We start from the raw sequence: 24,160 nt of genomic DNA on the forward strand, positions 1-24,160 counted from the left end.
CCACTTTTTTGAAACTATTTTGAAATACGACACAAAAACAATGACTTGAAAACACCACCCACAACACCTACACCCCTCCCCCTCATCCCCAGCCCTTCTCCCATAGGGGGGAGAAGGGAGCAGAGCAGGTTGTGACCAAAGGAACACATCCAGACTCAGAACAGGCGCGCCAGGTAGGGCATCAGGAACAGCAACCCGAACCCGGCAAACAGGCGCCCTGTCTGCTGGGGCAACTGCGAGCGGTCCGCACCGGCTTGCCAGGCGGCGCGCAGGGGCGGCCAGGCCAGGGGCAGCGAGAGCGCCAGGTGCCAGGCCCAGGGCAACAGCCCGCCCCACCACAGCAGCAGACTGCTCGCATACACCGCACCGAGCATCAGCCCGAATAATTGCCGTGCCCGCCACTCGCCAATCCGCACGGTCAGGGTGCGCAGACCATGGCGTTCGTCCTCCGCATGATCACGCAGCTCATTGCCCAGCAGCACCAGGGAGGTGAGCAGGCTGAAAGGAATACTGATCAGCAGCACATCCACCGTCAACGGGGCACCCATGGCCACGGCGGAGCCGCCCACCAGGAGCACCCCCATCAACCAGAACACCAGAATGACGCCCAACCCCCTGCGTTTGTAGTGCACCGGCTCGCCGGAATAAAAATAAGCCCCCAGCAAACCGACGATGATCAAGACCAGCAAGAGCCAGCCCTGGACCCAGACAAGCCCCAGGCCAATCAGGAAGGCGAACCCCAAAAACGTCATTCCCCAACGGAAGTTTCGACGGATCGCGGAGATCGCCGCTCGGTATTGTTCCTGATGCGCCGCGCCCACCTCACGCGCTTGCTCTTCCAACAGGGGCAGGTCCGCGTGGTCGTTGATCAGATTCACTGCAGCCTGCAGCAGGATGCCGGCACCGATGATGAGCAGAGCCAGCCAAATCGAGCCGTAGCCTTGGTGAAGCGCCAGCACCGTACCCAGCCCGCACGCGGCAATCGCCACACTGAAGGTGAACGGGCGCATGGCCCGAATGAAGTCGTATGAGCCGGCCGGCTTCATGCTGATACCCCTTGTTCAAAACCGTCGGCCCGCGTCAAAGAAGCGCCAATGCCCGCCTCCAGCACCCTGGAGGCGCTACCCTCGGACACCGCCACCTCCACCAGGCCCATGGAATTGACGTACCAGAACAGCTCGCCCACAGGCGCCTCCCCAAAGACACGACGATAAGCAATCTCTCGCCCCCCAAGCAGTAACCGCGCCTCCAACGGCACGGAGTCACCCGATAATCCCGTCACCAGATTCCCGTAAACATCCACGTAGATCACCTCGGCCATCTCCCTGGGCCAATCCGCGCCGCACAGCGTCGATGGGCAAACCGCCTCCGAGTCCACGCCCTCCCCCATCGCAAGCGCCGCCGCCACAGGGGCAAACAGATCCCGACCATGAAAGCTGTTTGAGAGCCGGGCTGGTCGCCACCGGATCCGGTGCGCCTCGGCTTGCGGGTCATCACGCATGACTCCGGCCAACAGACCATTATCAGGCCCGACAAAGCGCCGGCCGTGTGCCTTCACCCAGATGGGGTCCCGATCCATGCCAACGCCCGGATCCACCACACAAACGAACACGGTTTCAGGGGCAAATGGGCCCACGAGGGACCTGAGCAAACAGCCTGCCGCACGTGGCTTGAACGCCGGGGCGTCCGCTTGAAGATGCACCACGGTAACGCCCGGCGCCAACCGTTTGAGAACAGCCTCCAATTGCCCCGTATAGGGGCCGGTGATGCCAAAATCCGTGTACGTGACGAGCATGCGCCTCCCCATGTTCATGTGTCGGGCCAATATAGGCACCTATCCCGAGCACCCGCAAGCCACCGCCTTCATGGACACCACCAACGCAAAAAGCCGGCACGAGGCCGGCTTTTTGCTATTTCCACCCTGGTGGGCGGTAAAAACACTTCAAACGATCAGGCAGTGGCTTCGCTGGCCTCGTCCGGATCCGGGCGATCCACCAGTTCCACGAACGCCATGGGCGCGTTGTCACCCTTGCGGAAACCACATTTCAGGATGCGCAGGTATCCACCTGGGCGACCCTGATAGCGAGGACCCAACTCGGTGAACAGCTTGCCCACCACTTCGTCGTCCCGCAGCCGGGCAAATGCCAGCCGGCGACTGTGCACGCTGTCTTCCTTCGCCATCGTGATCAGAGGCTCGGCTACCCGACGAAGCTCTTTAGCCTTCGGCAGGGTCGTCTTGATGGCCTCGTGACGGAACAGCGACAGCGCAAGAGACTGCATCAGCGCCTTGCGATGCGAACTGTTGCGGTTGAGTTGCCTACCGGATTGGCGGTGACGCATGGCTTAATTATCCTTCCAGTCAGATTCTGTGCACCCGGCCTGTTCAGCCGGTGCTCTTTTTCTCGTGCTCTTTCAGACCGGCCGGGGGCCAGTTTTCCAGGCGCATCCCCATGGACAAGCCATGGGAGGCGAGCACGTCTTTGATCTCGGTCAGCGACTTCTTGCCCAGGTTCGGCGTCTTCAGAAGCTCCACCTCGGTCCGCTGGATCAGGTCGCCGATGTAGTAGATGTTCTCCGCCTTCAGGCAATTCGCCGAACGTACGGTCAACTCCAGATCGTCCACCGGACGCAGCAGGATGGGATCGATATCCATCGGCTTGCTTTCCTGAGACACACTTTCGTCGCCCTGCAACTCCACGAAAGCCATCAACTGGCTCTGCAGGATGGTCGCCGCCTCACGGATGGCATCATCCGGATCGACGGTCCCATTGGTCTCGAGTTCGATCACCAGGCGGTCCATATCCGTACGCTGCTCAACACGGGCACTTTCAACCTTGTAGGCCACTCGACGGATCGGGCTGAAGCTGGCATCCAGCAACAACCGACCAATGGAGCTATCCTCACCCTCAGCAGAACGACGGGTGCTCACTGGCTGGTAACCGCGACCCTGGCCCACCTTGAGGGTCATGTTGAGCTCGCCACTTTTCGTCAGGTGAGCGATCACGTGATCCGGATTAACGATTTCGACGTCATGATCCAGGGTGATATCCCCTGCCGTGACCGTACCTGGCCCCTTCTTCCGCAGAGTCAGCGTCGCTTCCTCACGATTGTGCATGCGCAGCGCCACACCCTTCAGGTTCAGCAGCACATCCACCACATCTTCCTGAACACCTTCCATAGTGGTGTACTCGTGGAGCACACCCTCGATCTCGGCCTCCAGGATAGCCGACCCCGGAATCGAGGACAGCAGAATCCGGCGCAGGGCATTGCCCAGCGTGTGACCGAAACCACGCTCAAGCGGCTCCAGGACAACCTTCGAAAGTCTTTCGGAGACGGCCTGGACCTCGATATGACGAGGCTTGAGGAGTTCGTTGACCTTGGTCTGCATCAAAGACCTCGTAACTAATTACTTGGAGTAGAGCTCGACCACCAGGGATTCATTGATATCCGCCGGCAAATCGCTACGCTCAGGAACGCTCTTGAAGACGCCTTCCATCTTTTTGGTATCTACATCGACCCACTCGGGAAAGCCATACTGCTCAGCGAGGGCCAGGGAATCCTGGATCCGCACCTGCTTGCGGGCCTTCTCCCGGATGGACACCACGTCAGTGGCCTTCACCTGGTATGAAGCGATGTTCACCGTCTGGCCGTTCACCAGCACAGCCTTATGGCTGACCAGCTGGCGCGCTTCAGACCGGGTGGTGCCGAAGCCCATGCGGTAAACAACGTTATCCAGGCGGCACTCCAGCAGCTTCAGCAGGTTGTCACCCGTGGAGCCCTTGAGCCGCGAGGCTGCCTTGTAGTAATTCCGGAACTGCTTTTCCAGCACGCCATAGATGCGGCGCAGCTTCTGCTTCTCGCGCAGCTGCACACCGTAATCCGACAGTCGTGTGCGACGGTCGCCATGCTGACCGGGCGGCTTGTCCAGCTTGCACTTGCTATCCAGCGCGCGGGCGCGACTCTTCAAAGAGAGGTCGGCACCTTCCCGGCGGCTGAGCTTACACTTCGGGCCAATATATCGAGCCATGGGGTTCCTCCAGTCTAGACGCGCCGCTTCTTGGGCGGACGGCAGCCATTATGCGGAATCGGCGTGATGTCGCTGATGTTCGTGATCTTGTAGCCCACGTTGTTCAACGCACGCACCGCCGATTCGCGACCGGGGCCGGGACCCTTGACCAGCACTTCAAGATTCTTCAAACCATATTCCTGAGCCGCAGTACCGGCACGCTCGGCCGCCACCTGCGCGGCAAAGGGGGTGCTCTTCCGGGATCCGCGGAACCCGGAGCCACCTGCCGTTGCCCAGGACAGGGTGTTGCCCTGACGGTCAGTGATGGTCACGATCGTGTTGTTGAAGGACGCGTAGACATGCGCCACTCCATCGGAGACGGACTTCTTGACCTTCTTACGGGTCCGCGTGGAGGCCTGTGCCATACCTGTTTCCTGTAATCCTGAATATTACTTGCGGATGGGACGACGCGGTCCCTTGCGGGTGCGCGCGTTCGTGCGGGTGCGCTGGCCGCGCAGCGGAAGACCGCGACGGTGACGCAAACCCCGGTAGCAACCCAGATCCATCAAACGCTTGATGTTCATGGAGGTCTCGCGGCGAAGGTCACCCTCTACACTCAAGCGACCGACTTCGGCGCGAATCTTTTCCACCTCTTCTTCAGAGAGGTCACGGATCTTTTGCTCCGGCCGAATCCCCGCCGCCCCGCAGATCATCTTCGCACGGGTGTTACCGATGCCGTAGATCGCCTGAAGGGCGATCACCGCATGTTTGTGGTCGGGAATATTGACACCTGCTACACGAGCCATCCAGCTATCTCCAAGAACCGGCAGAAAAGCCGGCTATTCTAACCAGTGAACGCTGCCAAAGCAATGCTTAACCCTGACGCTGTTTGTGACGCGGATCGGAACAGATCACGCGAACGACGCCATTGCGACGGATAATCTTGCAGTTACGGCAGATCTTCTTTACAGACGCACGTACTTTCATGTTTCTTTCCTCTCACTGGGCCTGCTAGCGCAGCATGCCCGACTTGCCGTAGCCTTTAAGGTTGGCTTTGCGCATCAGTCCCTCGTACTGATGGGACACCAGGTGCGCCTGAAGTTGTGCCATGAAGTCCATCACCACGATCACGATGATCAGCATCGAGGCCCCGCCGAAGTAGAACGGCACGTTCCAGTAGAGAATCAGGAACTCGGGCATCAGGCACACCGCCGTGATGTAGATCGCCCCCACCGCAGTCAGGCGGGTCATGACGCTGTCAATATACTTCTCGGTCTGCACCCCGGGACGAATCCCGGGAATGAACGCGCCGGACTTCTTCAGGTTCTCCGCAGTCTCCCGGGCGTTGAACACCAATGCCGTGTAGAAGAAACAGAAGAACACGATGGCCGCGCCATAGAACATCACATACAGCGGCTCACCCGGCCCGAGTGCTGAAGACAGATCACGCAACCAGGTCACCCCCTCAGCCTGGCCGAACCAGGTCCCCAGCGTCGCCGGGAAAAGGATGATACTGGAGGCGAAGATCGCCGGGATCACGCCGGCCATGTTCAGCTTGAGGGGAAGATGACTGCTCTGCCCCCCATAGACCTTGCGCCCCACCTGCCGCTTGGCATAGTTCACCGTGATCCGGCGCTGCCCGCGCTCGATGAAGACGATGAAGCCAATCACCCCCAGCGCCATGGCCACCAGCAGCATCACGAACGCAGGGGACAACTCACCCGTGCTCGCCAACTCCAGCGTGCCACCAAAGGCACCCGGCAGGCCTGCCACGATCCCGGCGAAGATGATGATCGAGATACCGTTACCGATACCCCTTTCCGTCACCTGCTCACCCAGCCACATCAGGAATACCGTGCCGGTCACCAACGTCACCACCGTGGTGAACATGAAGCCCAACCCGGGGTTGAGCGCGACCGTCGCATCGCCCATAGTCTGCTGATTCAAGGCGATGCTGATACCGATACTCTGCACCAGGGCCAGGAATACCGTGCCGTAGCGGGTGTACTGCGTGATCTTGCGACGACCGGGCTCGCCTTCCTTCTTGATCTGCTGCAGTGCTGGCACTGTAGCTGCCAGCAACTGCATGATGATCGCTGCCGAAATATAGGGCATGACCCCCAGCGCGAACATGCTCAACCGCTCCAGGGCACCCCCGGAGAACATGTTGAACATGTCCAGGATCGTCCCGGACTGGGCATCATAAAACTGCTCCAACGCCACGGGGTCGATCCCCGGCACCGGGATGAATGTCCCGATCCGGTAGACGACCAAGGCCATCAAAACGAATAGCAGGCGCTGGCGAAGTTCAGTGAACTTCCCCATACCGCCCAGTGAAACGCCCCCAGTTGGATTGGATGCAGCCACTTATTCCTCGATCTGCCCGCCTGCCGCTTCAATCGCGGCACGCGCGCCCTTGGTTACAGCCACGCCCTTCAAGGTCACCGCCTGCTCCAGCGACCCGGAAGCGATCACCTTGGCAGCCTTGGCCTGGATGGGCACCACACCCTTCATTTTCAGAGCGGCCAGGTCGATCACGCCATCAAAGCCCAGCAGCTCGTGCAAACGGACCTCGGCGCAATCACCGGCGGTGCGCGAACGGAAACCGACTTTCGGCAGCCGACGCTGCAAGGGCATCTGACCGCCCTCGAAGCCAACCTTCTGGTAGCCACCGGAACGGGACTTCTGCCCCTTGTGACCGCGGCCGGCGGTCTTGCCCAGGCCGGAGCCAATACCACGCCCCACACGACGGGCCGGGATACGGCTGCCTTCGGCCGGGCTCAGGTTATTCAGTTTCATCTCAAGCCTCCTCAACCTTCAGGAGATAGGACACCTTGTTGATCATGCCCCGATTCTCCGGCGTATCCTTGACGACCACCGGATTATGGATCCGTCGGATCCCCAGGCCACGCAGGCAGGCGGCGTGCTTCTTCAAGCGGCCGTACTTGCTGCGCACCAGCGTTACTTTCAGTTCGCCAGCCATGTCTTACCCCGTGATCTCGTCCAGTTGCTTGCCGCGCTTGGCCGCGATCAGCTCCGGATCGTGCAACGACGTCAACCCGTTAAGGGTCGCGCGCACCACGTTGCTGGAGTTACGTGAACCAATGCACTTGGCCAGCACGTTCTTCACGCCTGCCACTTCGAAGACAGCGCGCATGGCGCCGCCGGCGATGATACCAGTACCGTCGGATGCGGGCTGCATGAACACCTTGGCCGCACCATGACGGGCAGTCGTGGCGTAATGCAGCGTGCCATCCTTCAAGGGGACCTTACGCATGTTCTTGCGGGCAGACTCCATCGCCTTCTGGATGGCCAGAGGCACTTCGCGGGCCTTGCCGTAGCCAAAACCGACCTTACCGTTACCGTCACCCACGACGGTGAGCGCCGTGAAACGGAACTGCCTACCGCCCTTGACCACCTTGGCCACGCGGTTCACGGAGATGAGCTTCTCCTGAAGGCCGTCGTTGTCGCTCGCGTTCACACTTGCCATTGAATCACCCTTGTCAGAATTCCAGGCCGCCCTCTCGGGCGGCGTCGGCCAGCGCCTTCACGCGGCCGTGGTACTTGAATCCGGAACGGTCGAAGGCCACTTTCTTGATGCCCTTGGCCGAGGCCCGCTCAGCAATCAGACGGCCCACTGCCGTGGCCGCTTCCACATTGCCGGTAGCCTTCAGGTCACCGCGCACGCCGGCTTCCACCGTGGAAGCGCAGGCTACCACTTCGGAGCCCGTGGGGGCGATGATCTGCGCATAAACATGACGCGGCGTACGATGAATGCACAATCTGTGTGCACCCAGTTCGCGGATCTTGTGCCGGGCACGGCTGGCGCGCCGGAGTCGAGCTGTTTTCTTATCCATCGTGGTCACCTTGCCTTATTTCTTCTTGGCTTCCTTGCGAATGATCTGCTCATTCGCATACCGGACACCCTTACCCTTGTAAGGCTCCGGCGGGCGGAAGCTCCTGATCTCGGCAGCCACCTGGCCGACCTGCTGCTTGTCGATGCCCTTGACCACGACCTCGGTCTGACTGGGGGTCTCGATGGTGATGCCCTCGGGCACCGGATATTCCACCGGGTGGGACAGCCCCAGCGTCAGGTTCAGCGTCTTGCCCTGTGCCTGAGCGCGATAACCCACGCCCACCAGTTCCAGCTTTCTCTCAAAGCCGGCGCTGACGCCCGTGACCATATTGTTGATCAGCGCGCGGATCGTGCCAGCCATGGCCCAATGCTTCGCGTTGCCATTGGCCGGGCCCAGACGCACCACGCCTTCATCCTGCGAGACCTCGACGTTCGGGTTCATCGGGAACTCCATCGCTCCCTTCGGACCTTTGACGGAGATCAGCTCGTTGTTAATCATCACATCTACGCCCTTGGGGAGCGTGATGGGGTTTTTCGCTACTCGGGACATGGCTTCAATCCGATTAGGAGACGACGCAAAGTACTTCGCCGCCCTGACCCTGGGCACGCGCCTGGCGTTCGGTCATCACTCCACCAGAAGTGGAGATCACCGCCACACCAAGGCCACCGATTACGGTCGGCAAGTCATCCTTGGAGCGATAGATACGCAGGCCCGGACGGCTCACCCGTTGGATCGTCTCGATCACGGGCTTGCCCTGGAAGTACTTCAGTTTCACCGTCATGACGGGTTTCTTTTCCTGCTCGTCAACGACTACATCGGCCACGTAGCCCTCGTCCTTCAGGACGCGGGCAATCGCCACCTTCAGTTTGGAGGCCGGCAGGGTTACTTCGGTCTTGGCAGCGCGCTGGCCGTTGCGAATGCGGGTCAGCAGGTCTGCCACGGGATCGGTCATGCTCATTTCGGTCTTTCCCTCTTACCAGCTCGACTTGACCAGACCGGGCACATCGCCCCGCATGGCCGCTTCGCGCAGCTTGTTACGCGCCAGGCCAAATTTCCGATAGTAGCCATGCGGACGACCGGTCAGGCGGCAGCGATTACGCTGACGCGCCGGACTGGAATCGCGGGGCAGCTTCTGCAGCTTCACCACCGCTTCCATACGGGCCTCCGGGCTCGTCTCGGGGCTACTGATGAGCGCCTTGAGCTCAGCCCGCCGTTCGGCATACTGCTTTACCAGCTGGGCGCGCTTCTTTTCACGCATCATCATGGAAATCTTGGCCATGTCTAAAAACCTCTCAATTCTTGAACGGGAAGTTGAACGCCTGCAGCAGCGCCCGACCTTCCTCGTCAGTCTTGGCCGTGGTGGTGATGGTGATATCCATCCCACGCAACGCGTCGATCTTGTCGTAATCGACTTCCGGGAAGATGATCTGCTCGCGCACGCCCATATTGTAATTGCCACGACCATCGAAGGACTTGGCATTCAGACCACGGAAGTCACGCACCCGGGGCAGAGCCACGTTCACCAGGCGATCCAGGAACTCATACATCTGCTCCCGGCGCAAAGTGACCTTGCAGCCAATGGGATACCCATCGCGGATCTTGAATCCGGCAATGGACTTGCGCGCCTTGGTCACAACCGGCTTTTGCCCGGACACCGCAGTCATGTCGCCTACCGCGTGTTCAATGACTTTCTTGTCCGCCACGGCTTCGCCCAAACCCATGTTCAGGGTGATCTTCGTGATCTTCGGGACTTCCATGACATTGCCGTACTCAAAGCGCTCCATGAGCTGCTTGATTACGGTCTCCTGGTAAAATTGTTTCAACCTGGCCATCGTATTCACCTTAAGACGCGTCAACGACTTCGTTGTTGGACTTGTAGTACCGCACCTTGCGGCCGTCCTCGAGCGTCCGGAAGCCCACGCGATCACCCTTGCCGCTTGCGGGGTTGTAAAGCATCACATTGGACACATCCAATGGCATCTCTTTATCGATGATGCCGCCCTGAACCCCATTATGAGGGTTGGGCTTTTGATGCTTCTTCACCATATTCAGGTTCTGAACCAGGACCCGCTTCTCGTCGATCACCTTCAGTACGGTACCGCGGCGGCCCTTGTCCTTGCCGGCGATGACCACTACATCATCACCCTGTCGAATTCTGCGCATCGTCTTCTACCTCAGCCTTTCGCGTTACAGTACTTCCGGCGCCAGGGAAATGATCTTCATGAACCGTTCACCGCGCAGCTCGCGTGTGACGGGCCCGAAAATACGGGTGCCAATCGGCTGCAGCTGGTTGTTCAGCAGAACGGCCGCATTACGATCGAAGCGGATCACCGAGCCATCCGGACGACGCACGCCCTTGGCGGTTCTCACGACCACCGCGTTGTAAACCTCGCCCTTCTTGACCTTGCCGCGGGGGATCGCGTCCTTGACGCTCACCTTCACAATGTCACCCACGGCGGCGTAGCGCCGGTGCGAACCGCCGAGAACCTTGATGCACTGGACCCGGCGCGCCCCGCTGTTGTCCGCTGCATCCAAAACCGTCTGCATCTGAATCATGATCTGATCTCACTTCGTATCGGTGGTGGCCGTCACCGGCCTCACTCAGGCGCGCGCTCAACAACCTTCAGCAGGCGGAACGTCTTCGTCCGGGACATGGGGCGGCACTCCTTTACCAGGACCTTATCGCCCATGCGGGAGTCGTTGCCTTCGTCATGGACGTGCAGTTTGGTGGAGCGGCGCATGTACTTGCCATACAGTGGGTGACGCACACGGCGCTCGATGAGCACGGTGCGGGTCTTGTCCATCTTGTCACTGATGACACGGCCGGTGACCGCACGTTGTTCTTTGACTTCTTGTTCGCTCATGACTTTACTCGCCTGCTCTCGAACGCTCGTTCAGCACGGTCTTGATGCGGGCAACGTCCTTGCGGATCTTGCCGAAGCGGTCAGGACGGGGCGGTTGGCCCGTGCCCTTTTGCATCCGCATCTTGAACTGCTCGCGGTACAGCTCCAGCAGCTCACCACGCAGTTCTTCGGTGTTCTGCTCACGCACTTCGCTCGCCTTCATCACATCACCTGCCGTGTCACAAATGCCGTCTTGATGGGCAGCTTGGCAGCGGCCAGGCGGAACGCCTCACGAGCCACCTCTTCACTCACGCCTTCCATCTCATAGAGCACGCGGCCTGGCTGAATCTTGCAAACCCAGTATTCCACGTTGCCCTTACCCTTACCCATACGCACTTCAACGGGCTTTTTGGTGACGGGCACATCCGGGAAAATACGGATCCAGATCTTGCCGCCACGCTTGATATGCCGGTTCATCGCACGACGAGCAGCTTCGATCTGACGCGCCGTGATACGGCCCCGATCGACAGACTGCAGGGCGAACTCGCCGAAACTGACCTTCCCACCGGAAATAGCCAGGCCGCGGTTCTTGCCCTTGAACTGCTTACGGAATTTTGTTCTCTTGGGCTGCAGCATCACTCAAACTCCTCAGTTAACCGCGGCCTTGCCTTCCTGGGCAGCGTCCGTCTTTTTCTCGAAGTCGAACACCTCACCCTTGAACACCCAGACCTTCACACCGATGATGCCGTAGGTGGTCTGAGCTTCGGCAAACCCATAATCAATTTCCGCGCGCAGGGTATGCAGCGGCACACGGCCTTCGCGATACCACTCGCTGCGGGCGATCTCGGCGCCGTTCAGGCGGCCGGAGACATGCACTTTCACGCCCTGAGCGCCGAGGCGCATCGCATTGCCCACGGCGCGCTTCATGGCGCGACGGAACATGATACGGCGCTCCAGCTGTTGCGCGATCCCCTCGGCCACGAGCTGTGCATCGGTCTCGGGCTTGCGGATCTCTTCAATGTTGATCTTCACGGCCTGCGGGGGAAGACCCAGTCGGCCGGCAACCTCACGGCGCAGCGCCTCGATATCTTCGCCCTTCTTGCCGATCACGATACCCGGACGCGCCGTATGAATCGTGATGAACGCCTGGCGCGCGGGCCGGGCGATCTCGATGCGACTGACGGAGGCCTGGGACAGTTTCTTCTTCAGAAACTTGCGGATTTCCAGATCGCTATGCAGGTTGTCGGCATAATCCCGACCATCTGCGTACCAAGTGGATGCCCAGTCCGCAGACACCCCCAGACGGAAACCGATCGGATTGACTTTCTGACCCATCTCAGACCCCTACCTTACTCGGCGCTGACGGCGACGGTAATGTGACTTGTACGTTTGTTGATCCGGTTAGCCCGGCCCTTGGCCCGCGCCTGGATGCGCTTGAGCACCGGACCCTGGTCCACACAGATGCGCGACACACGCAGCTCATCCACATCCGCCCCATCATTGTGCTCGGCATTGGCAATGGCCGACTCAAGGATCTTGCGAACCAGATGAGCGGACTTCTTCGGGCTGAAGGACAGGACCTGCAGCGCCCGCTCAACGGGCAGCCCACGGACCTGATCCGCCACCAACCGACACTTCTGCGGCGATATGCGAGCGAATCGCAATACTGCGACGGTTTCCATCATCAACCCCTTACCTTGCCTTCTTGTCAGCCACGTGGCCCTTGAAGGTACGCGTTGCAGCGAACTCCCCGAGCTTGTGACCCACCATGTTTTCGTTGATCAGCACCGGCACATGCTGCCGCCCGTTATGGACGGCCAACGTCAATCCCACCATCTGCGGAATCACCATGGACCGGCGTGACCAGGTCTTGATGGGACGCCTGTCGTTGGCAGCAGAGGCTGCTTCCACTTTCTTGAACAGATGATGGTCGACAAAAGGACCTTTCTTCAGCGAACGCGGCACTGATCTATCCCCTCAACTCTTACTTCGCTTTCCGACGGCGCACAATCATGCTATCCGTCCGCTTGTTCTTGCGGGTTTTGTAACCCTTGGTCGGAATACCCCAGGGGGTAACCGGATGCTGGCCGAAGTTCCGGCCTTCACCACCACCGTGGGGGTGGTCGACCGGGTTCATCGCCGTGCCTCGTACAGTCGGGCGGATACCCAGCCAACGACGGGCGCCAGCCTTGCCGAACTTGCGCAGGCTGTGCTCGGAATTACTGACTTCACCGATGGTGGCGCGGCAATCCGCATGCACCTTGCGCATCTCTCCGGAGCGCAGACGCAGCGTCACGTACTGACCCTCACGCGCCACCAGCTGGACGCCCGTGCCGGCACTGCGCGCCAACTGCGCACCCTTGCCGGGGCGCATCTCGATGCAGTGAATCACGGTACCCAGCGGAATGTTCCGAAGTGGCAGGCAGTTGCCAGACCGGATCGGGGCATGCACGCCAGAGACCACCGGGTCGCCGGCCTTCACGCCACGAGGCGCGATAATATACCGACGTTCGCCGTCCGCGTACAGCACCAATGCAAGGTGCGCACTACGGTTTGGATCATATTCCAGCCGCTCAACCTTGCCCGGGACGTCATCCTTGTTGCGCTTGAAGTCCACGATGCGGTAGCGCTGCTTGTGACCGCCACCCACGTGGCGCGTCGTGATGCGCCCCTGGTTGTTGCGGCCACCGGTGCGGCTCTTCTTCTCCAACAGCGGGCCGTAGGGCTCGCCCTTGTGAAGATCGGGGGTCACACCCCGGACCACAAAACGGCGGCCCGCGGAAGTGGGTTTCGACTTGACGATCGCCATTTCGCGTTACCTTTCCGATTACTCGTTGCCGGCCAATTCAATATCGTAACCCGGCTCGAGGGTCACGTAGGCCTTTCTCCAATGATTGCGGCGACCCTGGGATCTGCCCAACCGCTTACGCTTACCCTGCTGGTTCAGCACACGCACCGAGGAAACCTTCACTTCGAAGAGCTTCTCCACGGCCTGGCGAACTTCATCACGGGTTGCGTCGACAGCCACCTTGAACACATGCTGGTTCGCGGCTTCAGCGAGCATGGTGCCTTTTTCAGACACATGCGGACCGACGATCACCTTCAGCATTCTTTCTTCGTTCATGACAGCCACCCTTCAACATGCTTGAGCGCGGACACGGTGATCAGCACCTTCTCAGCACCCACCAGACTCACGGGATTCACTTCCGCGACGTCCAGAACATCCACTTTCGGCAGATTACGGGCCGAGAGATACAGATTGCCGTCAGCCTCGGTCGCCACGATCAGCGCCGACTCCAGGCCCAGCTCAGACAGCTTGGCAATCAGGGCCTTGGTACGGGGCTCGCCAACCTTGAAGTCTTCAACCACCACCAGACGATCCTGCCGGACCAGCTCGGAAAAGATGCTGGCCATGGCGGCCCGGTACATCTTGCGGTTGAGCTTCTGCCTATAGTCACGAGGCGCTGCCGCGAAGATCTTGCCACCCCCACGCCACAACGGGCTGCGAATGGTGCCGGCACGGGCACGACCCGTACCTTTCTGCCGCCAGGGCTTGGCGCCACCGCCGCGCACTTCAGCGCGCGTCTTTTGCGCCTTGGTACCGAAGCGACCACCGGCCATATGGGCCACAACAGCCTGGTGCACCAGCGTCTCGTTAAAATCGCGGCCAAACGCTGCGTCGGAGACGTCAACGCCTTGCTGCGTGTCCTGAACCTGAAGCTTCATGAGATTCAACCCTTCGCCTTGACAGCGGGACGCACCATGACGTCACCACCGGTGGAACCCGGCACCGCACCACGGATCAGAAGCAGATTCCGCTCAGCGTCCACCCGGACAACCTGCAGGTTCTGGACGGTGCAACGCACGTTGCCCATCTGACCGGCCATCTTCTTGCCCTTGAACACCCGACCAGGAGTCTGGTTCTGACCAATGGACCCCGGCGCACGATGGGAGCGGGAGTTACCGTGAGTGGCATCCTGCATGCTGAAGTTGTGACGCTTGATCACACCCTGGAAGCCCTTACCCTTGCTGGTCCCGGTGACGTCCACCATCTGACCTTCAGAGAAGACATCCACCTTCAGCTCGGCGCCGGCCTCAATACCCTCGCCTTCACCATCTTCCAGACGGAATTCCCAGAGACCGCGACCGGCCTCCACGCCCGCCTTGGCCAGATGACCGGCCAGGGGCTTACCTACACGACTCGCCTTACGAGAACCCACCGCTACCTGAAGGGAGCGATAACCATCGCGCTCGCCGGCCTTCACCTGGGCGACACGATTCGGCTCCACCTCGATGACAGACACCGGCAGGGACACTCCGTCTTCCGTAAAGACACGAGTCATGCCCACCTTGCGACCGACCAGTCCGATTGCCATGACACTACCTCTGCTTCCACCCCGAGACCCCGGGGCGTCGGAGAAATTATTTCATTCTGAAAGTCACGGCCCGGTACAAGTTACCCTGCACCGGGCCATGGAAAGCCAACTATTATGCCACAGAAATCAGGGCTAGTTAAGCTTTATTTGCACATCCACACCGGCCGCCAGGTCCAGTTTCATCAAGGCATCCACCGTCTTGTCGGTGGGGTCCATGATATCCATCAGACGCTTGTGCGTACGGATCTCATACTGGTCCCGCGCGTCCTTGTTGACGTGGGGAGAGATGAGCACCGTGAAGCTTTCCATCTTGGTGGGCAACGGGATCGGACCCTTCACCCGCGCACCGGTACGCTTCGCGGTTTCCACAATCTCGACAGCCGAACGATCGATCAAACGATGATCAAAGGCCTTGAGGCGAATACGAATTCTTTGCTTGGCTGCCATGGACGTTTACTCGATGATCTTGGCGACAACGCCGGCACCGACGGTGCGGCCACCTTCGCGAATTGCAAAACGCAGGCCGTCTTCCATAGCGATCGGCGCAATCAGCGACACCGTCATCTTGACGTTGTCACCCGGCATCACCATCTCGACACCTTCAGGCAGATCACAGGAACCGGTCACGTCAGTGGTCCGGAAATAGAACTGCGGACGATAGCCATTGAAGAACGGCGTGTGACGACCACCCTCATCCTTGGACAGCACGTACACCTCAGCTTCAAACTTGGTGTGCGGCGTAATCGAACCGGGCTTGCACAGCACCTGACCACGCTCGACCTCGTCACGCTTGGTACCACGCAGCAGAACACCCACGTTGTCACCCGCCTGACCCTGATCCAGCAGCTTGCGGAACATCTCAACGCCGGTCACGGTGGTCTTCTTGGTGTCGTGGATACCCACGATCGCCACTTCGTCGCCCACCTTGCAGATGCCGCGCTCGATACGGCCCGTCACCACGGTGCCACGACCGGAAATGGAGAACACGTCTTCCACAGGCATCAGGAACGCACCATCCACGGCACGCTCAGGCTCAGGAATGTAGGTGTCCAGGGCCTCGATCAGCTTGTCGATGGCCGGCACGCCAATCTCGGAAGTATCACCTTCCAGCGCCTTCAGCGCGGAACCGGTGATGATCGGGGTGTCGTCACCAGGGAACTCGTAGCTGGACAGCAGATCGCGGACTTCCATCTCCACCAGTTCCAGCAGCTCCGGATCGTCAACCATGTCGGCCTTGTTCATGAACACCACAATGCACGGCACGCCCACCTGGCGGGCCAGCAGGATGTGCTCACGGGTCTGGGGCATCGGGCCATCAGCCGCAGACACCACCAGGATGGCGCCATCCATCTGCGCCGCACCCGTGATCATGTTCTTCACATAGTCCGCGTGACCGGGGCAGTCCACGTGGGCGTAGTGACGCACGTCGGACTCGTATTCCACGTGCGCCGTCGCAATGGTGATACCACGGGCCCGCTCTTCCGGGGCATTATCAATCTGGTCGTAAGCACGGGACTCACCACCAAACTTCTTGGCCTGGCACACCGTCAGTGCTGCCGTCAGCGTGGTCTTGCCATGGTCAACGTGACCAATCGTCCCCACATTCACGTGCGGCTTTTTACGCTCGAACTTTTCCTTCGACACCTTTCTACCCCTTCAAAGAATTCAAATCTGGCTGGGCCACAATGGCCCTGGATCAGGACGCCTTCTTGATGACGGCTTCAGCCACGCTGGCAGGCGCTTCCGCGTACTTGCAGAACTCCATCGAGTACACGGCGCGGCCCTGAGTGGCGGAACGCAGATCGGTGGAATAACCGAACATTTCGGCCAGTGGCACCTCAGCACGCACGATCTTGCCGGCGGGGGCATCATCCATGCCCTGCACCAGACCACGACGACGGTTCAGGTCGCCCATCACATCGCCCATGTACTCTTCCGGCGTCACCACTTCCACCTTCATCATCGGCTCGAGCAGCACGGGATTCGCCTTGGCAGCACCTTCCTTGAACGCCATGGAGCCGGCGATCTTGAACGCGGACTCGGAGGAGTCCACGTCGTGGTAGGAACCATCAAACAGCGTCGCCTTGAAGTCCACCAGCGGGAAGCCACCCACGACACCGTTCTTGCAGGCCTCCTGGATTCCCTTATCCACTGCCGGGATATATTCCTTGGGCACCACGCCACCCACGATGGCGTTCACAAAGGCATAACCTTCGCCGGGCTCCTGAGGCTCAATGCGGATCCAGACATGGCCGTACTGACCGCGACCGCCAGACTGGCGAACGAACTTGCCTTCCTGCTCCACCTGCTTGCGAATGGTTTCGCGGTAGGCCACCTGCGGCTTGCCCACATTGGCCTCAACCTTGAACTCACGCTTCATGCGGTCAACGATGATGTCCAGGTGCAGCTCGCCCATTCCGGAGATGATGGTCTGACCGGATTCCTCGTCAGTCCGCACGCGGAAGGACGGGTCCTCCTGAGCCAGCTTGCCCAGGGCCACGCCCATCTTCTCCTGGTCTGCCTTGGTCTTGGGCTCCACGGCCACGGAGATCACAGGCTCGGGGAATTCCATGCGCTCCAGCGTGATGACGCTGTCCATGGCGCACAGGGTTTCACCCGTGGTTACATCTTTCAGGCCCACGGCCGCAGCGATGTCACCGGCACGCACTTCCTTGATCTCCTCGCGGGAGTTGGAGTGCATCTGCACGATACGACCAATGCGCTCGCGCTTGCCCTTCACGGGGTTGTACACAGTGTCACCGGACTGCACCACACCGGAGTACACCCGGAAGAAGGTCAACGTACCCACAAACGGGTCGGTGGCAATCTTGAACGCCAGAGCGGCAAAGGGCTCATCGTCGGTGGAATGACGCAGGGCCTCGGTCTCGTTGGCATCATCCAGGTGACCCTTGATGGCCAGCACGTCCGTCGGCGACGGCATGTATTCCACGATGGCATCCAGCATGGCCTGCACGCCCTTGTTCTTGAAGGCAGAACCACACAGGGCGGGCACGATTTCGTTGTTCAGGGTGCGCTTGCGCAAACCCTGCTTGAGCTCCTCGGTGCTCAGCTCGCCATCGTTGAGATACTTCTCCATCAGCTCTTCGGAGGACTCAGCCGCCGCTTCCACCAGATGCTCGCGCCAGGTCTGGCAGTCGTCCTGCATCTCGGCGGGAATGTCCTTTTCCTGGAAGGTCATGCCATGGTTATCCGTGTCCCAGTAGATGGCCTTCATCTTGACCAGGTCCACCACACCTTCAAAGGCATCCTCGGCACCGATCGGCAGCTGCAGCGGCACGGGATTGCCGGCCAGGCGATCCTTGATCTGCTTCACCACGCGCAGGAAGTCGGCACCGGGGCGGTCCATCTTGTTGACGAACGCCATGCGCGGCACCTGGTACTTGTTGGCCTGGCGCCACACGGTCTCGGACTGGGGCTCCACACCACCCACGGCACAGAACACGGCGCAGGCGCCGTCCAGCACACGCAGACTCCGCTCCACCTCAATGGTGAAGTCCACGTGCCCGGGGGTATCGATGATATTGATGCGATGCTCCGGGAACTGCTTTTCCATACCCGGCCAGAAGCAGGTGGTCGCCGCAGAGGTGATGGTGATACCACGTTCCTGCTCCTGCTCCATCCAGTCCATGGTGGCGGCACCGTCGTGCACCTCACCGAGCTTATGGGACACACCGGTATAGAACAGAATCCGCTCCGTGGTGGTCGTCTTGCCGGCGTCGATGTGCGCCATGATACCGATATTGCGGTAGCGCTCGATGGGAGTTTTGCGTGCCACTGTAGAAATACCTCGAAGAATCTATTGCCTAGGCCGCCGTCTTACCAGCGGTAATGCGAGAAGGCCTTGTTGGCTTCAGCCATGCGGTGCGTGTCTTCACGCTTCTTGACGGCCGAGCCCTTGCTGTCGGACGCATCCATCAATTCACCCGCCAGCTTCAGGGCCATGGACTTCTCACCGCGCTTGCGGGAGGCATCCACGATCCAGCGCATGGCCAGGGCGTTCTGGCGAACCGCACGAACTTCAACCGGAACCTGGTAGGTTGCGCCACCCACACGACGGGACTTCACCTCGACGCGGGGGCGCACGTTATCGAGCGCCGTCTCGAGCACTTCCAGGCCATCGCCTTTCTTGCTTTCAATCTGAGTCAGGGCGCCATACAGAACCCGCTCAGCCACGGACTTCTTGCCATCACGCATCACCGTATTGATGAACTTGGCAAGCAGTTCGCTCTTGTACTTGGGGTCGGGAAGGATATGACGTTTGGGAGCTTCGGATCTTCTTGACATGGTCTTATCTCAACAGGCCGCTTAGGCCTTCTTGGGACGCTTCGCGCCGTACTTGGAGCGAGCCTGCTTCCGATTTTGCACACCCTGGGTATCCAGGCTGCCGCGAACCGTGTGATAACGCACACCGGGCAAGTCCTTCACACGACCGCCGCGGATCAGCACCACGGAGTGCTCCTGGAGGTTATGGCCTTCACCGCCGATATAGCTGGACACTTCGTAACCATTGGTCAGGCGCACACGAGCCACCTTACGCAACGCAGAGTTCGGCTTTTTCGGCGTCGTGGTGTACACGCGGGTGCAGACACCACGCTTCTGCGGACAGGCCTCAAGGGCCGGCACATTGCTCTTTTCCGTCGGGCGCTTGCGGGGCTTGCGCACTAACTGGTTAATTGTTGCCATGAAAGCTTTTCTCCTAGCCCAAAAACAACGACAGGCCGGACCCAACCGGCCTGTCGAGGGTGCGATATGTTAGGCAGACTCAAGGCCCCTGTCAAGCAGGGGACTTGAGTCCGTGGGATTGGTGGTTATTCCTGCGACGGCTGATCACTGGAAGACGGCGGATTCTGATCCGTCTCCGAGGTGCTGGCCTCCGGATCGGCCGGCGTCTCCTCCGGGGCTTCGCTGGGCGAAGGCATCCCCAGGTTCAGCCCTTCACCGTAGCGACGGCGACGGCGTTCCTTGTGATACGCCAGCCCCGATCCCGCCGGGATCAGACGACCGACGATGACGTTTTCCTTCAAGCCACGCAAGTCGTCCCGCGCACCGCGCACGGCGGACTCGGTCAGCACGCGCGTGGTCTCCTGGAAGGAGGCTGCGGAGATGAAGGACTCCGTCACCAGCGAGGCCTTGGTAATTCCCAGCAGCACGCGCTCGTAGAGCGGCGCCTGCTTGTCGGGGCCCAGACGCTCGACCTCTTCCAGCACCCGGGAACGGTCCACCTGCTCGCCGGTGAGGAAACGCCCATCGCCAGGATAGGTGATGTCCACCTTGCGCAGCATCTGGCGGATGATCACCTCGATGTGCTTGTCGTTGATCTTCACGCCCTGCAGGCGGTACACGTCCTGGATCTCCTTGGCCATGTACTCGGCCAAAGGCGTGACGCCCAGCAGGCGCAGGATGTCGTGAGGATTGGGTTCGCCCTCGGCGATCACTTCCCCTTTCTCCACATGCTCACCCTCGAACACGCTCACCTGACGCCACTTGGGAATCAGCTCCTCATGGTTCTCACCGGTCTTCTCCTCGGTGATGATCAGGCGCTGCTTGCCCTTGGTGTCCTTGCCGAAGCTGACAGTACCGGAGCGCTCTGCCAGGATGGCTGGCTCCTTGGGCTTTCTGGCCTCAAAGAGGTCGGCCACCCGGGGCAGACCACCGGTGATGTCACGGGTCTTGGAGGACTCCTGCGGAATACGTGCCACCACGTCGCCCACTTCCACCGCGGCACCATCCTCCAGGTTCACGATGGAATTGGCCGGCAGCACATACTGCGCGGGGATATCCGTGCCCGCCAGGCACAGATCCCGGCCGTCGGGCCCCACCAGCTTCACGGTAGGCCTCAGGTCCTTGCCGGCAGAGCCCCGGGACTTGGGATCAATGATCACCGTGGAGGTCAGACCGGTCACCTCGTCCACCTGCTTGTTGACCGTCACACCCTCCGTGAACTCATGCAAGCGGATGGTACCGGCCACCTCGGTGATGATCGGGTGGGTATGGGGGTCCCAGGTGGCCACTTCCTGACCTGCCTCGACCGCTTCGCCATCCCCTACCAGAATCACGGCACCATAGGGCAGCTTGTAGCGCTCGCGCTCACGACCGGCCTCATCGATCACGCCGATCTCACCGGAACGGGACACTGCGACCAGGTTCTGGTTCTTGTTTTCCACCGTCTTGATGTTGTGCAGACGGATGGAGCCCTTGGACTTCACGGCAATGTTGCTGGCCGCAGCGGTCCGGCTGGCGGCACCCCCGATGTGGAAGGTACGCATGGTCAACTGGGTGCCCGGCTCACCGATGGACTGGGCCGCAATGACCCCCACCGCCTCGCCGATGTTCACCTGATGACCGCGGGCCAGATCACGTCCGTAGCACTTGGCACAAATCCCGTGACGGGTCTCGCAGGTGATGGCGGAACGCACCACCACCTCGTCCACGCCGGCCGCCTCCATGGCATCCACCCGGGCCTCGTCCAGTAGCGTACCCCGGGGCATGATCACCGAGCCGTCCAGGGCCAGCACGTCCAGGGCCGTAACGCGCCCCAGCACCCGCTCGCGCAGCGGCTCGACCACATCACCCCCTTCGATGATGGGCTTCATGACGATACCCTCTTCGGTACCGCAGTCCTCCTCCGTGACCACCAGGTCCTGAGAGACGTCCACCAGGCGGCGGGTCAGATAACCGGAGTTGGCGGTCTTGAGTGCGGTGTCCGCCAGACCCTTACGTGCACCGTGGGTGGAGATGAAGTACTGCAGCACGTTCAGCCCCTCACGGAAATTCGCCGTGATGGGTGTCTCGATGATGGAACCGTCCGGCTTGGCCATCAGGCCGCGCATCCCCGCCAGCTGACGGATCTGGGCGGCGGAACCACGTGCGCCGGAATCGGCCATCATGAAGATGGAGTTGAACGAGGGCTGACGCTGGGTGTTGCCCTCGGCATCCACCACCTCGTCGCTGCCCAGTTTTTCCATCATGGCCTTGGAAACCTGATCGTTGGTGTGCGACCAGATATCCACCACCTTGTTGTAGCGCTCACCCTTGGTCACCAGACCCGAGGAATACTGCTCCTCGATGTCCTTCACCTGGGCCTCCGCCGCGGCCAGGATCCCCACCTTCTCGTCGGGGATGACCATGTCGTTGATACCGAACGATACGCCGCCCCGGGTGGAGTACTTGAAGCCGGTGTACATCAGCTGGTCAGCGAAGATCACCGTTTCCTTCAGCCCCACACGACGGTAGCAGGCGTTGATCAGGCCCGAGATGGCTTTCTTGGACAGGTCACGGTTCACCAGTTCGAAGGGCATGCCCGGGGGCAGGATCAGCGATAGCAAGGACCGACCCACGGTGGTGTCATAGCGGGTGAAGGATTCCTCATGTTCACCGGCCTCGTTGACCGTCACCTCGCGGATACGCACCTGCACCCTGGCGTGAATGTCCACGCAGCCGTTCTCATAGGCGCGATGCACCTCGTCCACGTCGGAGAAGCGCATGCCCTCGCCCTTGGCGTTGATGCGCTCGCGGGACATGTAATACAGGCCCAGCACGATGTCCTGGGACGGCACGATGATGGGCTCGCCATTGGCCGGGGACAGGATGTTGTTGGTGGACATCATCAGGGCGCGGGCTTCCAGCTGCGCCTCCAGCGACAGGGGCACGTGCACGGCCATCTGGTCGCCATCGAAGTCGGCGTTGAAGGCGGCACACACCAGCGGGTGCAGCTGGATGGCCTTGCCCTCGATGAGCACCGGCTCAAACGCCTGGATGCCCAGACGGTGCAGCGTGGGCGCCCGGTTGAGCATGACCGGGTGTTCGCGGATCACCTCATCCAGGATATCCCAGACCTCCGGACCTTCCCGCTCCACCAGCTTCTTGGCCGCCTTGATGGTGGTGGCCAGACCGCGACGGTGCAGCTTGCCGAAGATGAAGGGCTTGAACAGCTCCAGGGCCATCTTCTTGGGCAGACCGCACTGGTGCAGGCGCAGGGTGGGACCCACCACGATGACCGAACGGCCCGAGTAGTCCACGCGCTTGCCCAGCAGGTTCTGCCGGAAACGGCCCTGCTTGCCCTTGATCATGTCGGCCAGGGACTTCAGCGGGCGCTTGTTGGTGCCGGTGATGGCACGACCGCGACGACCGTTGTCCAGCAGCGCGTCCACGGACTCCTGCAGCATGCGCTTTTCGTTGCGCACGATGATGTCCGGGGCGTTCAGTTCCAGCAGCCGCTTGAGGCGGTTGTTGCGGTTGATCACCCGGCGGTACAGATCGTTCAGGTCGGAAGTGGCGAAGCGGCCACCATCCAGGGGCACCAGGGGGCGCAGATCCGGCGGCAGCACCGGCAGCACTTCCAGGATCATCCACTCCGGCTTGTTGCCCGACTCCAGGAACGACTCGATCAGCTTCAGGCGCTTGGCCAGACGCTTGATCTTGGTGTCGGAGTTGGTCTCGCGCACTTCCGTGCGCATGCGGGTGGCCTCGGCCTGCAGGTCGATGGAACGCAGCAGCTCGAACACGGCCTCGGCGCCCATGCGGGCGTCGAACTCATCCCCATGCTCCTCGATGGCCTCCAGGTACTGCTCATCGCTGAGCAGCTGATTGCGCTCCAGGGTGGTCATCCCCGGATCCACCACCACAAAGGCCTCGAAGTACAGCACCCGCTCGATATCGCGCAGGGTCATGTCCATGAGCAGACCGATGCGGGAGGGCAGGCTCTTGAGGAACCAGATATGCGCCACCGGGCTGGCCAGCTCGATGTGGCCCATGCGCTCGCGGCGCACTTTGGTCTGGGTCACTTCCACGCCGCACTTCTCGCACACCACGCCGCGGTGCTTGAGGCGCTTGTACTTGCCGCACAGGCACTCGTAGTCCTTGATGGGACCAAAGATCTTGGCGCAGAACAGGCCATCCCGCTCCGGCTTGAAAGTGCGGTAATTGATGGTCTCCGGCTTCTTCACCTCGCCGAACGACCAGGACCGGATCATCTCCGGCGATGCCAGCGCGATCCGGATGGCGTCGAACTCCTCCACCTGGCCCTGCTGCTTGAAGAGATTGAGAAGATCTTTCATA

General features: G+C 60.7%; 35 protein-coding genes. All 35 read right to left on the minus strand.

Features of this window, described 5'->3' with window-relative positions:
• Positions 1 to 155: 155 nt before the first annotated feature.
• The 35 genes from LPW30_RS13525 to rpoC all read right to left on the minus strand — a co-directional run bounded on the left by LPW30_RS13525 (position 156) and on the right by rpoC (position 24,159).
• Positions 156 to 1,046 (minus strand): prenyltransferase, encoded by an 891-nt coding sequence (locus LPW30_RS13525; protein WP_239681127.1) that lies wholly within the window; start codon positions 1,044 to 1,046, stop codon positions 156 to 158.
• Entirely contained in the window at positions 1,043 to 1,795 is a 753-nt protein-coding gene (locus tag LPW30_RS13530) for an SAM hydrolase/SAM-dependent halogenase family protein (protein WP_239681128.1), read from the minus strand. The genes LPW30_RS13525 and LPW30_RS13530 overlap by 4 nt, the downstream gene beginning before the upstream one ends.
• 155 nt (positions 1,796 to 1,950) lie before the next feature.
• A complete protein-coding gene (gene rplQ / locus LPW30_RS13535) occupies positions 1,951 to 2,340 on the minus strand; it encodes a 50S ribosomal protein L17 (protein WP_025282201.1) in 390 nt (129 codons plus the stop codon).
• 43 nt (positions 2,341 to 2,383) lie between these two features.
• Positions 2,384 to 3,388, minus strand: coding sequence for a DNA-directed RNA polymerase subunit alpha (locus LPW30_RS13540; RefSeq protein WP_025282202.1), 1,005 nt, complete (start codon positions 3,386 to 3,388; stop codon positions 2,384 to 2,386).
• 18 nt (positions 3,389 to 3,406) lie between these two features.
• Positions 3,407 to 4,027 carry a 30S ribosomal protein S4 gene (rpsD, locus tag LPW30_RS13545; RefSeq protein WP_025282203.1) on the minus strand — a complete coding sequence of 207 codons (621 nt, stop codon included), beginning with the start codon at positions 4,025 to 4,027 and terminating at the stop codon, positions 3,407 to 3,409.
• Between the two features lie 14 nt (positions 4,028 to 4,041).
• Positions 4,042 to 4,431 (minus strand): 30S ribosomal protein S11, encoded by a 390-nt coding sequence (gene rpsK, locus LPW30_RS13550; protein WP_025282204.1) that lies wholly within the window; start codon positions 4,429 to 4,431, stop codon positions 4,042 to 4,044.
• A gap of 24 nt (positions 4,432 to 4,455) precedes the next feature.
• Positions 4,456 to 4,812, minus strand: coding sequence for a 30S ribosomal protein S13 (gene rpsM / locus LPW30_RS13555; protein ID WP_025282205.1), 357 nt, complete (start codon positions 4,810 to 4,812; stop codon positions 4,456 to 4,458).
• 67 nt (positions 4,813 to 4,879) lie between these two features.
• Positions 4,880 to 4,993: a 50S ribosomal protein L36 gene (gene rpmJ / locus LPW30_RS13560; protein ID WP_008933182.1), complete on the minus strand. Its 114-nt coding sequence runs from the start codon at positions 4,991 to 4,993 to the stop codon at positions 4,880 to 4,882.
• Positions 4,994 to 5,017: 24 nt separating this feature from the next.
• Positions 5,018 to 6,331, minus strand: coding sequence for a preprotein translocase subunit SecY (gene secY / locus LPW30_RS13565; RefSeq protein WP_051582629.1), 1,314 nt, complete (start codon positions 6,329 to 6,331; stop codon positions 5,018 to 5,020).
• A gap of 42 nt (positions 6,332 to 6,373) precedes the next feature.
• Complete coding sequence (gene rplO, locus LPW30_RS13570) at positions 6,374 to 6,805, minus strand: 50S ribosomal protein L15 (protein ID WP_025282208.1); 432 nt, start codon at positions 6,803 to 6,805, stop codon at positions 6,374 to 6,376.
• A gap of 1 nt (position 6,806) precedes the next feature.
• Positions 6,807 to 6,989 carry a 50S ribosomal protein L30 gene (gene rpmD, locus LPW30_RS13575; RefSeq protein ID WP_025282209.1) on the minus strand — a complete coding sequence of 61 codons (183 nt, stop codon included), beginning with the start codon at positions 6,987 to 6,989 and terminating at the stop codon, positions 6,807 to 6,809.
• Positions 6,990 to 6,992: 3 nt separating this feature from the next.
• Positions 6,993 to 7,496, minus strand: coding sequence for a 30S ribosomal protein S5 (gene rpsE, locus LPW30_RS13580; RefSeq protein ID WP_025282210.1), 504 nt, complete (start codon positions 7,494 to 7,496; stop codon positions 6,993 to 6,995).
• A 13-nt stretch (positions 7,497 to 7,509) separates the two neighbouring features.
• A complete protein-coding gene (gene rplR, locus LPW30_RS13585) occupies positions 7,510 to 7,863 on the minus strand; it encodes a 50S ribosomal protein L18 (protein ID WP_239681129.1) in 354 nt (117 codons plus the stop codon).
• A 15-nt stretch (positions 7,864 to 7,878) separates the two neighbouring features.
• Entirely contained in the window at positions 7,879 to 8,412 is a 534-nt protein-coding gene (gene rplF / locus LPW30_RS13590) for a 50S ribosomal protein L6 (protein WP_239681130.1), read from the minus strand.
• Between the two features lie 13 nt (positions 8,413 to 8,425).
• Positions 8,426 to 8,821: a 30S ribosomal protein S8 gene (gene rpsH / locus LPW30_RS13595; protein ID WP_025282213.1), complete on the minus strand. Its 396-nt coding sequence runs from the start codon at positions 8,819 to 8,821 to the stop codon at positions 8,426 to 8,428.
• A gap of 15 nt (positions 8,822 to 8,836) precedes the next feature.
• The gene (gene rpsN / locus LPW30_RS13600; protein WP_025282214.1) at positions 8,837 to 9,142 is read right to left on the minus strand and encodes a 30S ribosomal protein S14; all 306 of its coding nucleotides are present in this window, start codon (positions 9,140 to 9,142) and stop codon (positions 8,837 to 8,839) included.
• Positions 9,143 to 9,155: 13 nt separating this feature from the next.
• Entirely contained in the window at positions 9,156 to 9,695 is a 540-nt protein-coding gene (rplE, locus tag LPW30_RS13605; protein WP_025282215.1) for a 50S ribosomal protein L5, read from the minus strand.
• Between the two features lie 10 nt (positions 9,696 to 9,705).
• On the minus strand, positions 9,706 to 10,026 hold the full coding sequence (gene rplX / locus LPW30_RS13610) for a 50S ribosomal protein L24 (RefSeq protein ID WP_025282216.1): 321 nt from the start codon (positions 10,024 to 10,026) through the stop codon (positions 9,706 to 9,708).
• 24 nt (positions 10,027 to 10,050) lie between these two features.
• The gene (rplN, locus tag LPW30_RS13615; protein ID WP_025282217.1) at positions 10,051 to 10,419 is read right to left on the minus strand and encodes a 50S ribosomal protein L14; all 369 of its coding nucleotides are present in this window, start codon (positions 10,417 to 10,419) and stop codon (positions 10,051 to 10,053) included.
• 41 nt (positions 10,420 to 10,460) lie between these two features.
• On the minus strand, positions 10,461 to 10,727 hold the full coding sequence (rpsQ, locus tag LPW30_RS13620) for a 30S ribosomal protein S17 (protein WP_025282218.1): 267 nt from the start codon (positions 10,725 to 10,727) through the stop codon (positions 10,461 to 10,463).
• 4 nt (positions 10,728 to 10,731) lie between these two features.
• Positions 10,732 to 10,929, minus strand: coding sequence for a 50S ribosomal protein L29 (gene rpmC / locus LPW30_RS13625; protein WP_025282219.1), 198 nt, complete (start codon positions 10,927 to 10,929; stop codon positions 10,732 to 10,734).
• A complete protein-coding gene (gene rplP, locus LPW30_RS13630; protein ID WP_025282220.1) occupies positions 10,929 to 11,342 on the minus strand; it encodes a 50S ribosomal protein L16 in 414 nt (137 codons plus the stop codon). The genes rpmC and rplP overlap by 1 nt, the downstream gene beginning before the upstream one ends.
• A gap of 12 nt (positions 11,343 to 11,354) precedes the next feature.
• Positions 11,355 to 12,041 carry a 30S ribosomal protein S3 gene (rpsC, locus tag LPW30_RS13635; RefSeq protein WP_025282221.1) on the minus strand — a complete coding sequence of 229 codons (687 nt, stop codon included), beginning with the start codon at positions 12,039 to 12,041 and terminating at the stop codon, positions 11,355 to 11,357.
• A 14-nt stretch (positions 12,042 to 12,055) separates the two neighbouring features.
• Entirely contained in the window at positions 12,056 to 12,394 is a 339-nt protein-coding gene (gene rplV / locus LPW30_RS13640) for a 50S ribosomal protein L22 (protein ID WP_174411992.1), read from the minus strand.
• Between the two features lie 4 nt (positions 12,395 to 12,398).
• Positions 12,399 to 12,671, minus strand: a complete 273-nt coding sequence (rpsS, locus tag LPW30_RS13645) for a 30S ribosomal protein S19 (protein WP_025282223.1) — start codon at positions 12,669 to 12,671, stop codon at positions 12,399 to 12,401.
• A gap of 19 nt (positions 12,672 to 12,690) precedes the next feature.
• Entirely contained in the window at positions 12,691 to 13,515 is an 825-nt protein-coding gene (rplB, locus tag LPW30_RS13650; protein WP_025282224.1) for a 50S ribosomal protein L2, read from the minus strand.
• 18 nt (positions 13,516 to 13,533) lie between these two features.
• Positions 13,534 to 13,830 carry a 50S ribosomal protein L23 gene (rplW, locus tag LPW30_RS13655; protein ID WP_025282225.1) on the minus strand — a complete coding sequence of 99 codons (297 nt, stop codon included), beginning with the start codon at positions 13,828 to 13,830 and terminating at the stop codon, positions 13,534 to 13,536.
• Positions 13,827 to 14,432, minus strand: coding sequence for a 50S ribosomal protein L4 (gene rplD / locus LPW30_RS13660; RefSeq protein WP_025282226.1), 606 nt, complete (start codon positions 14,430 to 14,432; stop codon positions 13,827 to 13,829). Before rplD ends, rplW begins: the two co-directional genes overlap by 4 nt.
• Positions 14,433 to 14,437: 5 nt before the next feature.
• A complete protein-coding gene (rplC, locus tag LPW30_RS13665; RefSeq protein WP_025282227.1) occupies positions 14,438 to 15,082 on the minus strand; it encodes a 50S ribosomal protein L3 in 645 nt (214 codons plus the stop codon).
• Positions 15,083 to 15,214: 132 nt separating this feature from the next.
• The gene (gene rpsJ, locus LPW30_RS13670) at positions 15,215 to 15,529 is read right to left on the minus strand and encodes a 30S ribosomal protein S10 (RefSeq protein ID WP_025282228.1); all 315 of its coding nucleotides are present in this window, start codon (positions 15,527 to 15,529) and stop codon (positions 15,215 to 15,217) included.
• A 6-nt stretch (positions 15,530 to 15,535) separates the two neighbouring features.
• On the minus strand, positions 15,536 to 16,726 hold the full coding sequence (tuf, locus tag LPW30_RS13675; protein ID WP_026623654.1) for an elongation factor Tu: 1,191 nt from the start codon (positions 16,724 to 16,726) through the stop codon (positions 15,536 to 15,538).
• 52 nt (positions 16,727 to 16,778) lie between these two features.
• A complete protein-coding gene (gene fusA / locus LPW30_RS13680; RefSeq protein ID WP_025282229.1) occupies positions 16,779 to 18,878 on the minus strand; it encodes an elongation factor G in 2,100 nt (699 codons plus the stop codon).
• Positions 18,879 to 18,919: 41 nt separating this feature from the next.
• Positions 18,920 to 19,387, minus strand: coding sequence for a 30S ribosomal protein S7 (gene rpsG, locus LPW30_RS13685; RefSeq protein WP_025282230.1), 468 nt, complete (start codon positions 19,385 to 19,387; stop codon positions 18,920 to 18,922).
• Between the two features lie 21 nt (positions 19,388 to 19,408).
• Complete coding sequence (rpsL, locus tag LPW30_RS13690; RefSeq protein ID WP_008933192.1) at positions 19,409 to 19,786, minus strand: 30S ribosomal protein S12; 378 nt, start codon at positions 19,784 to 19,786, stop codon at positions 19,409 to 19,411.
• Between the two features lie 125 nt (positions 19,787 to 19,911).
• Entirely contained in the window at positions 19,912 to 24,159 is a 4,248-nt protein-coding gene (rpoC, locus tag LPW30_RS13695; RefSeq protein ID WP_238624299.1) for a DNA-directed RNA polymerase subunit beta', read from the minus strand.
• Position 24,160: the final 1 nt, after the last annotated feature.

It is taken from the genome of Ectothiorhodospira variabilis (genome assembly GCF_022227625.1).
Classification (GTDB): Bacteria; Pseudomonadota; Gammaproteobacteria; order Ectothiorhodospirales; family Ectothiorhodospiraceae; genus Ectothiorhodospira; species Ectothiorhodospira haloalkaliphila.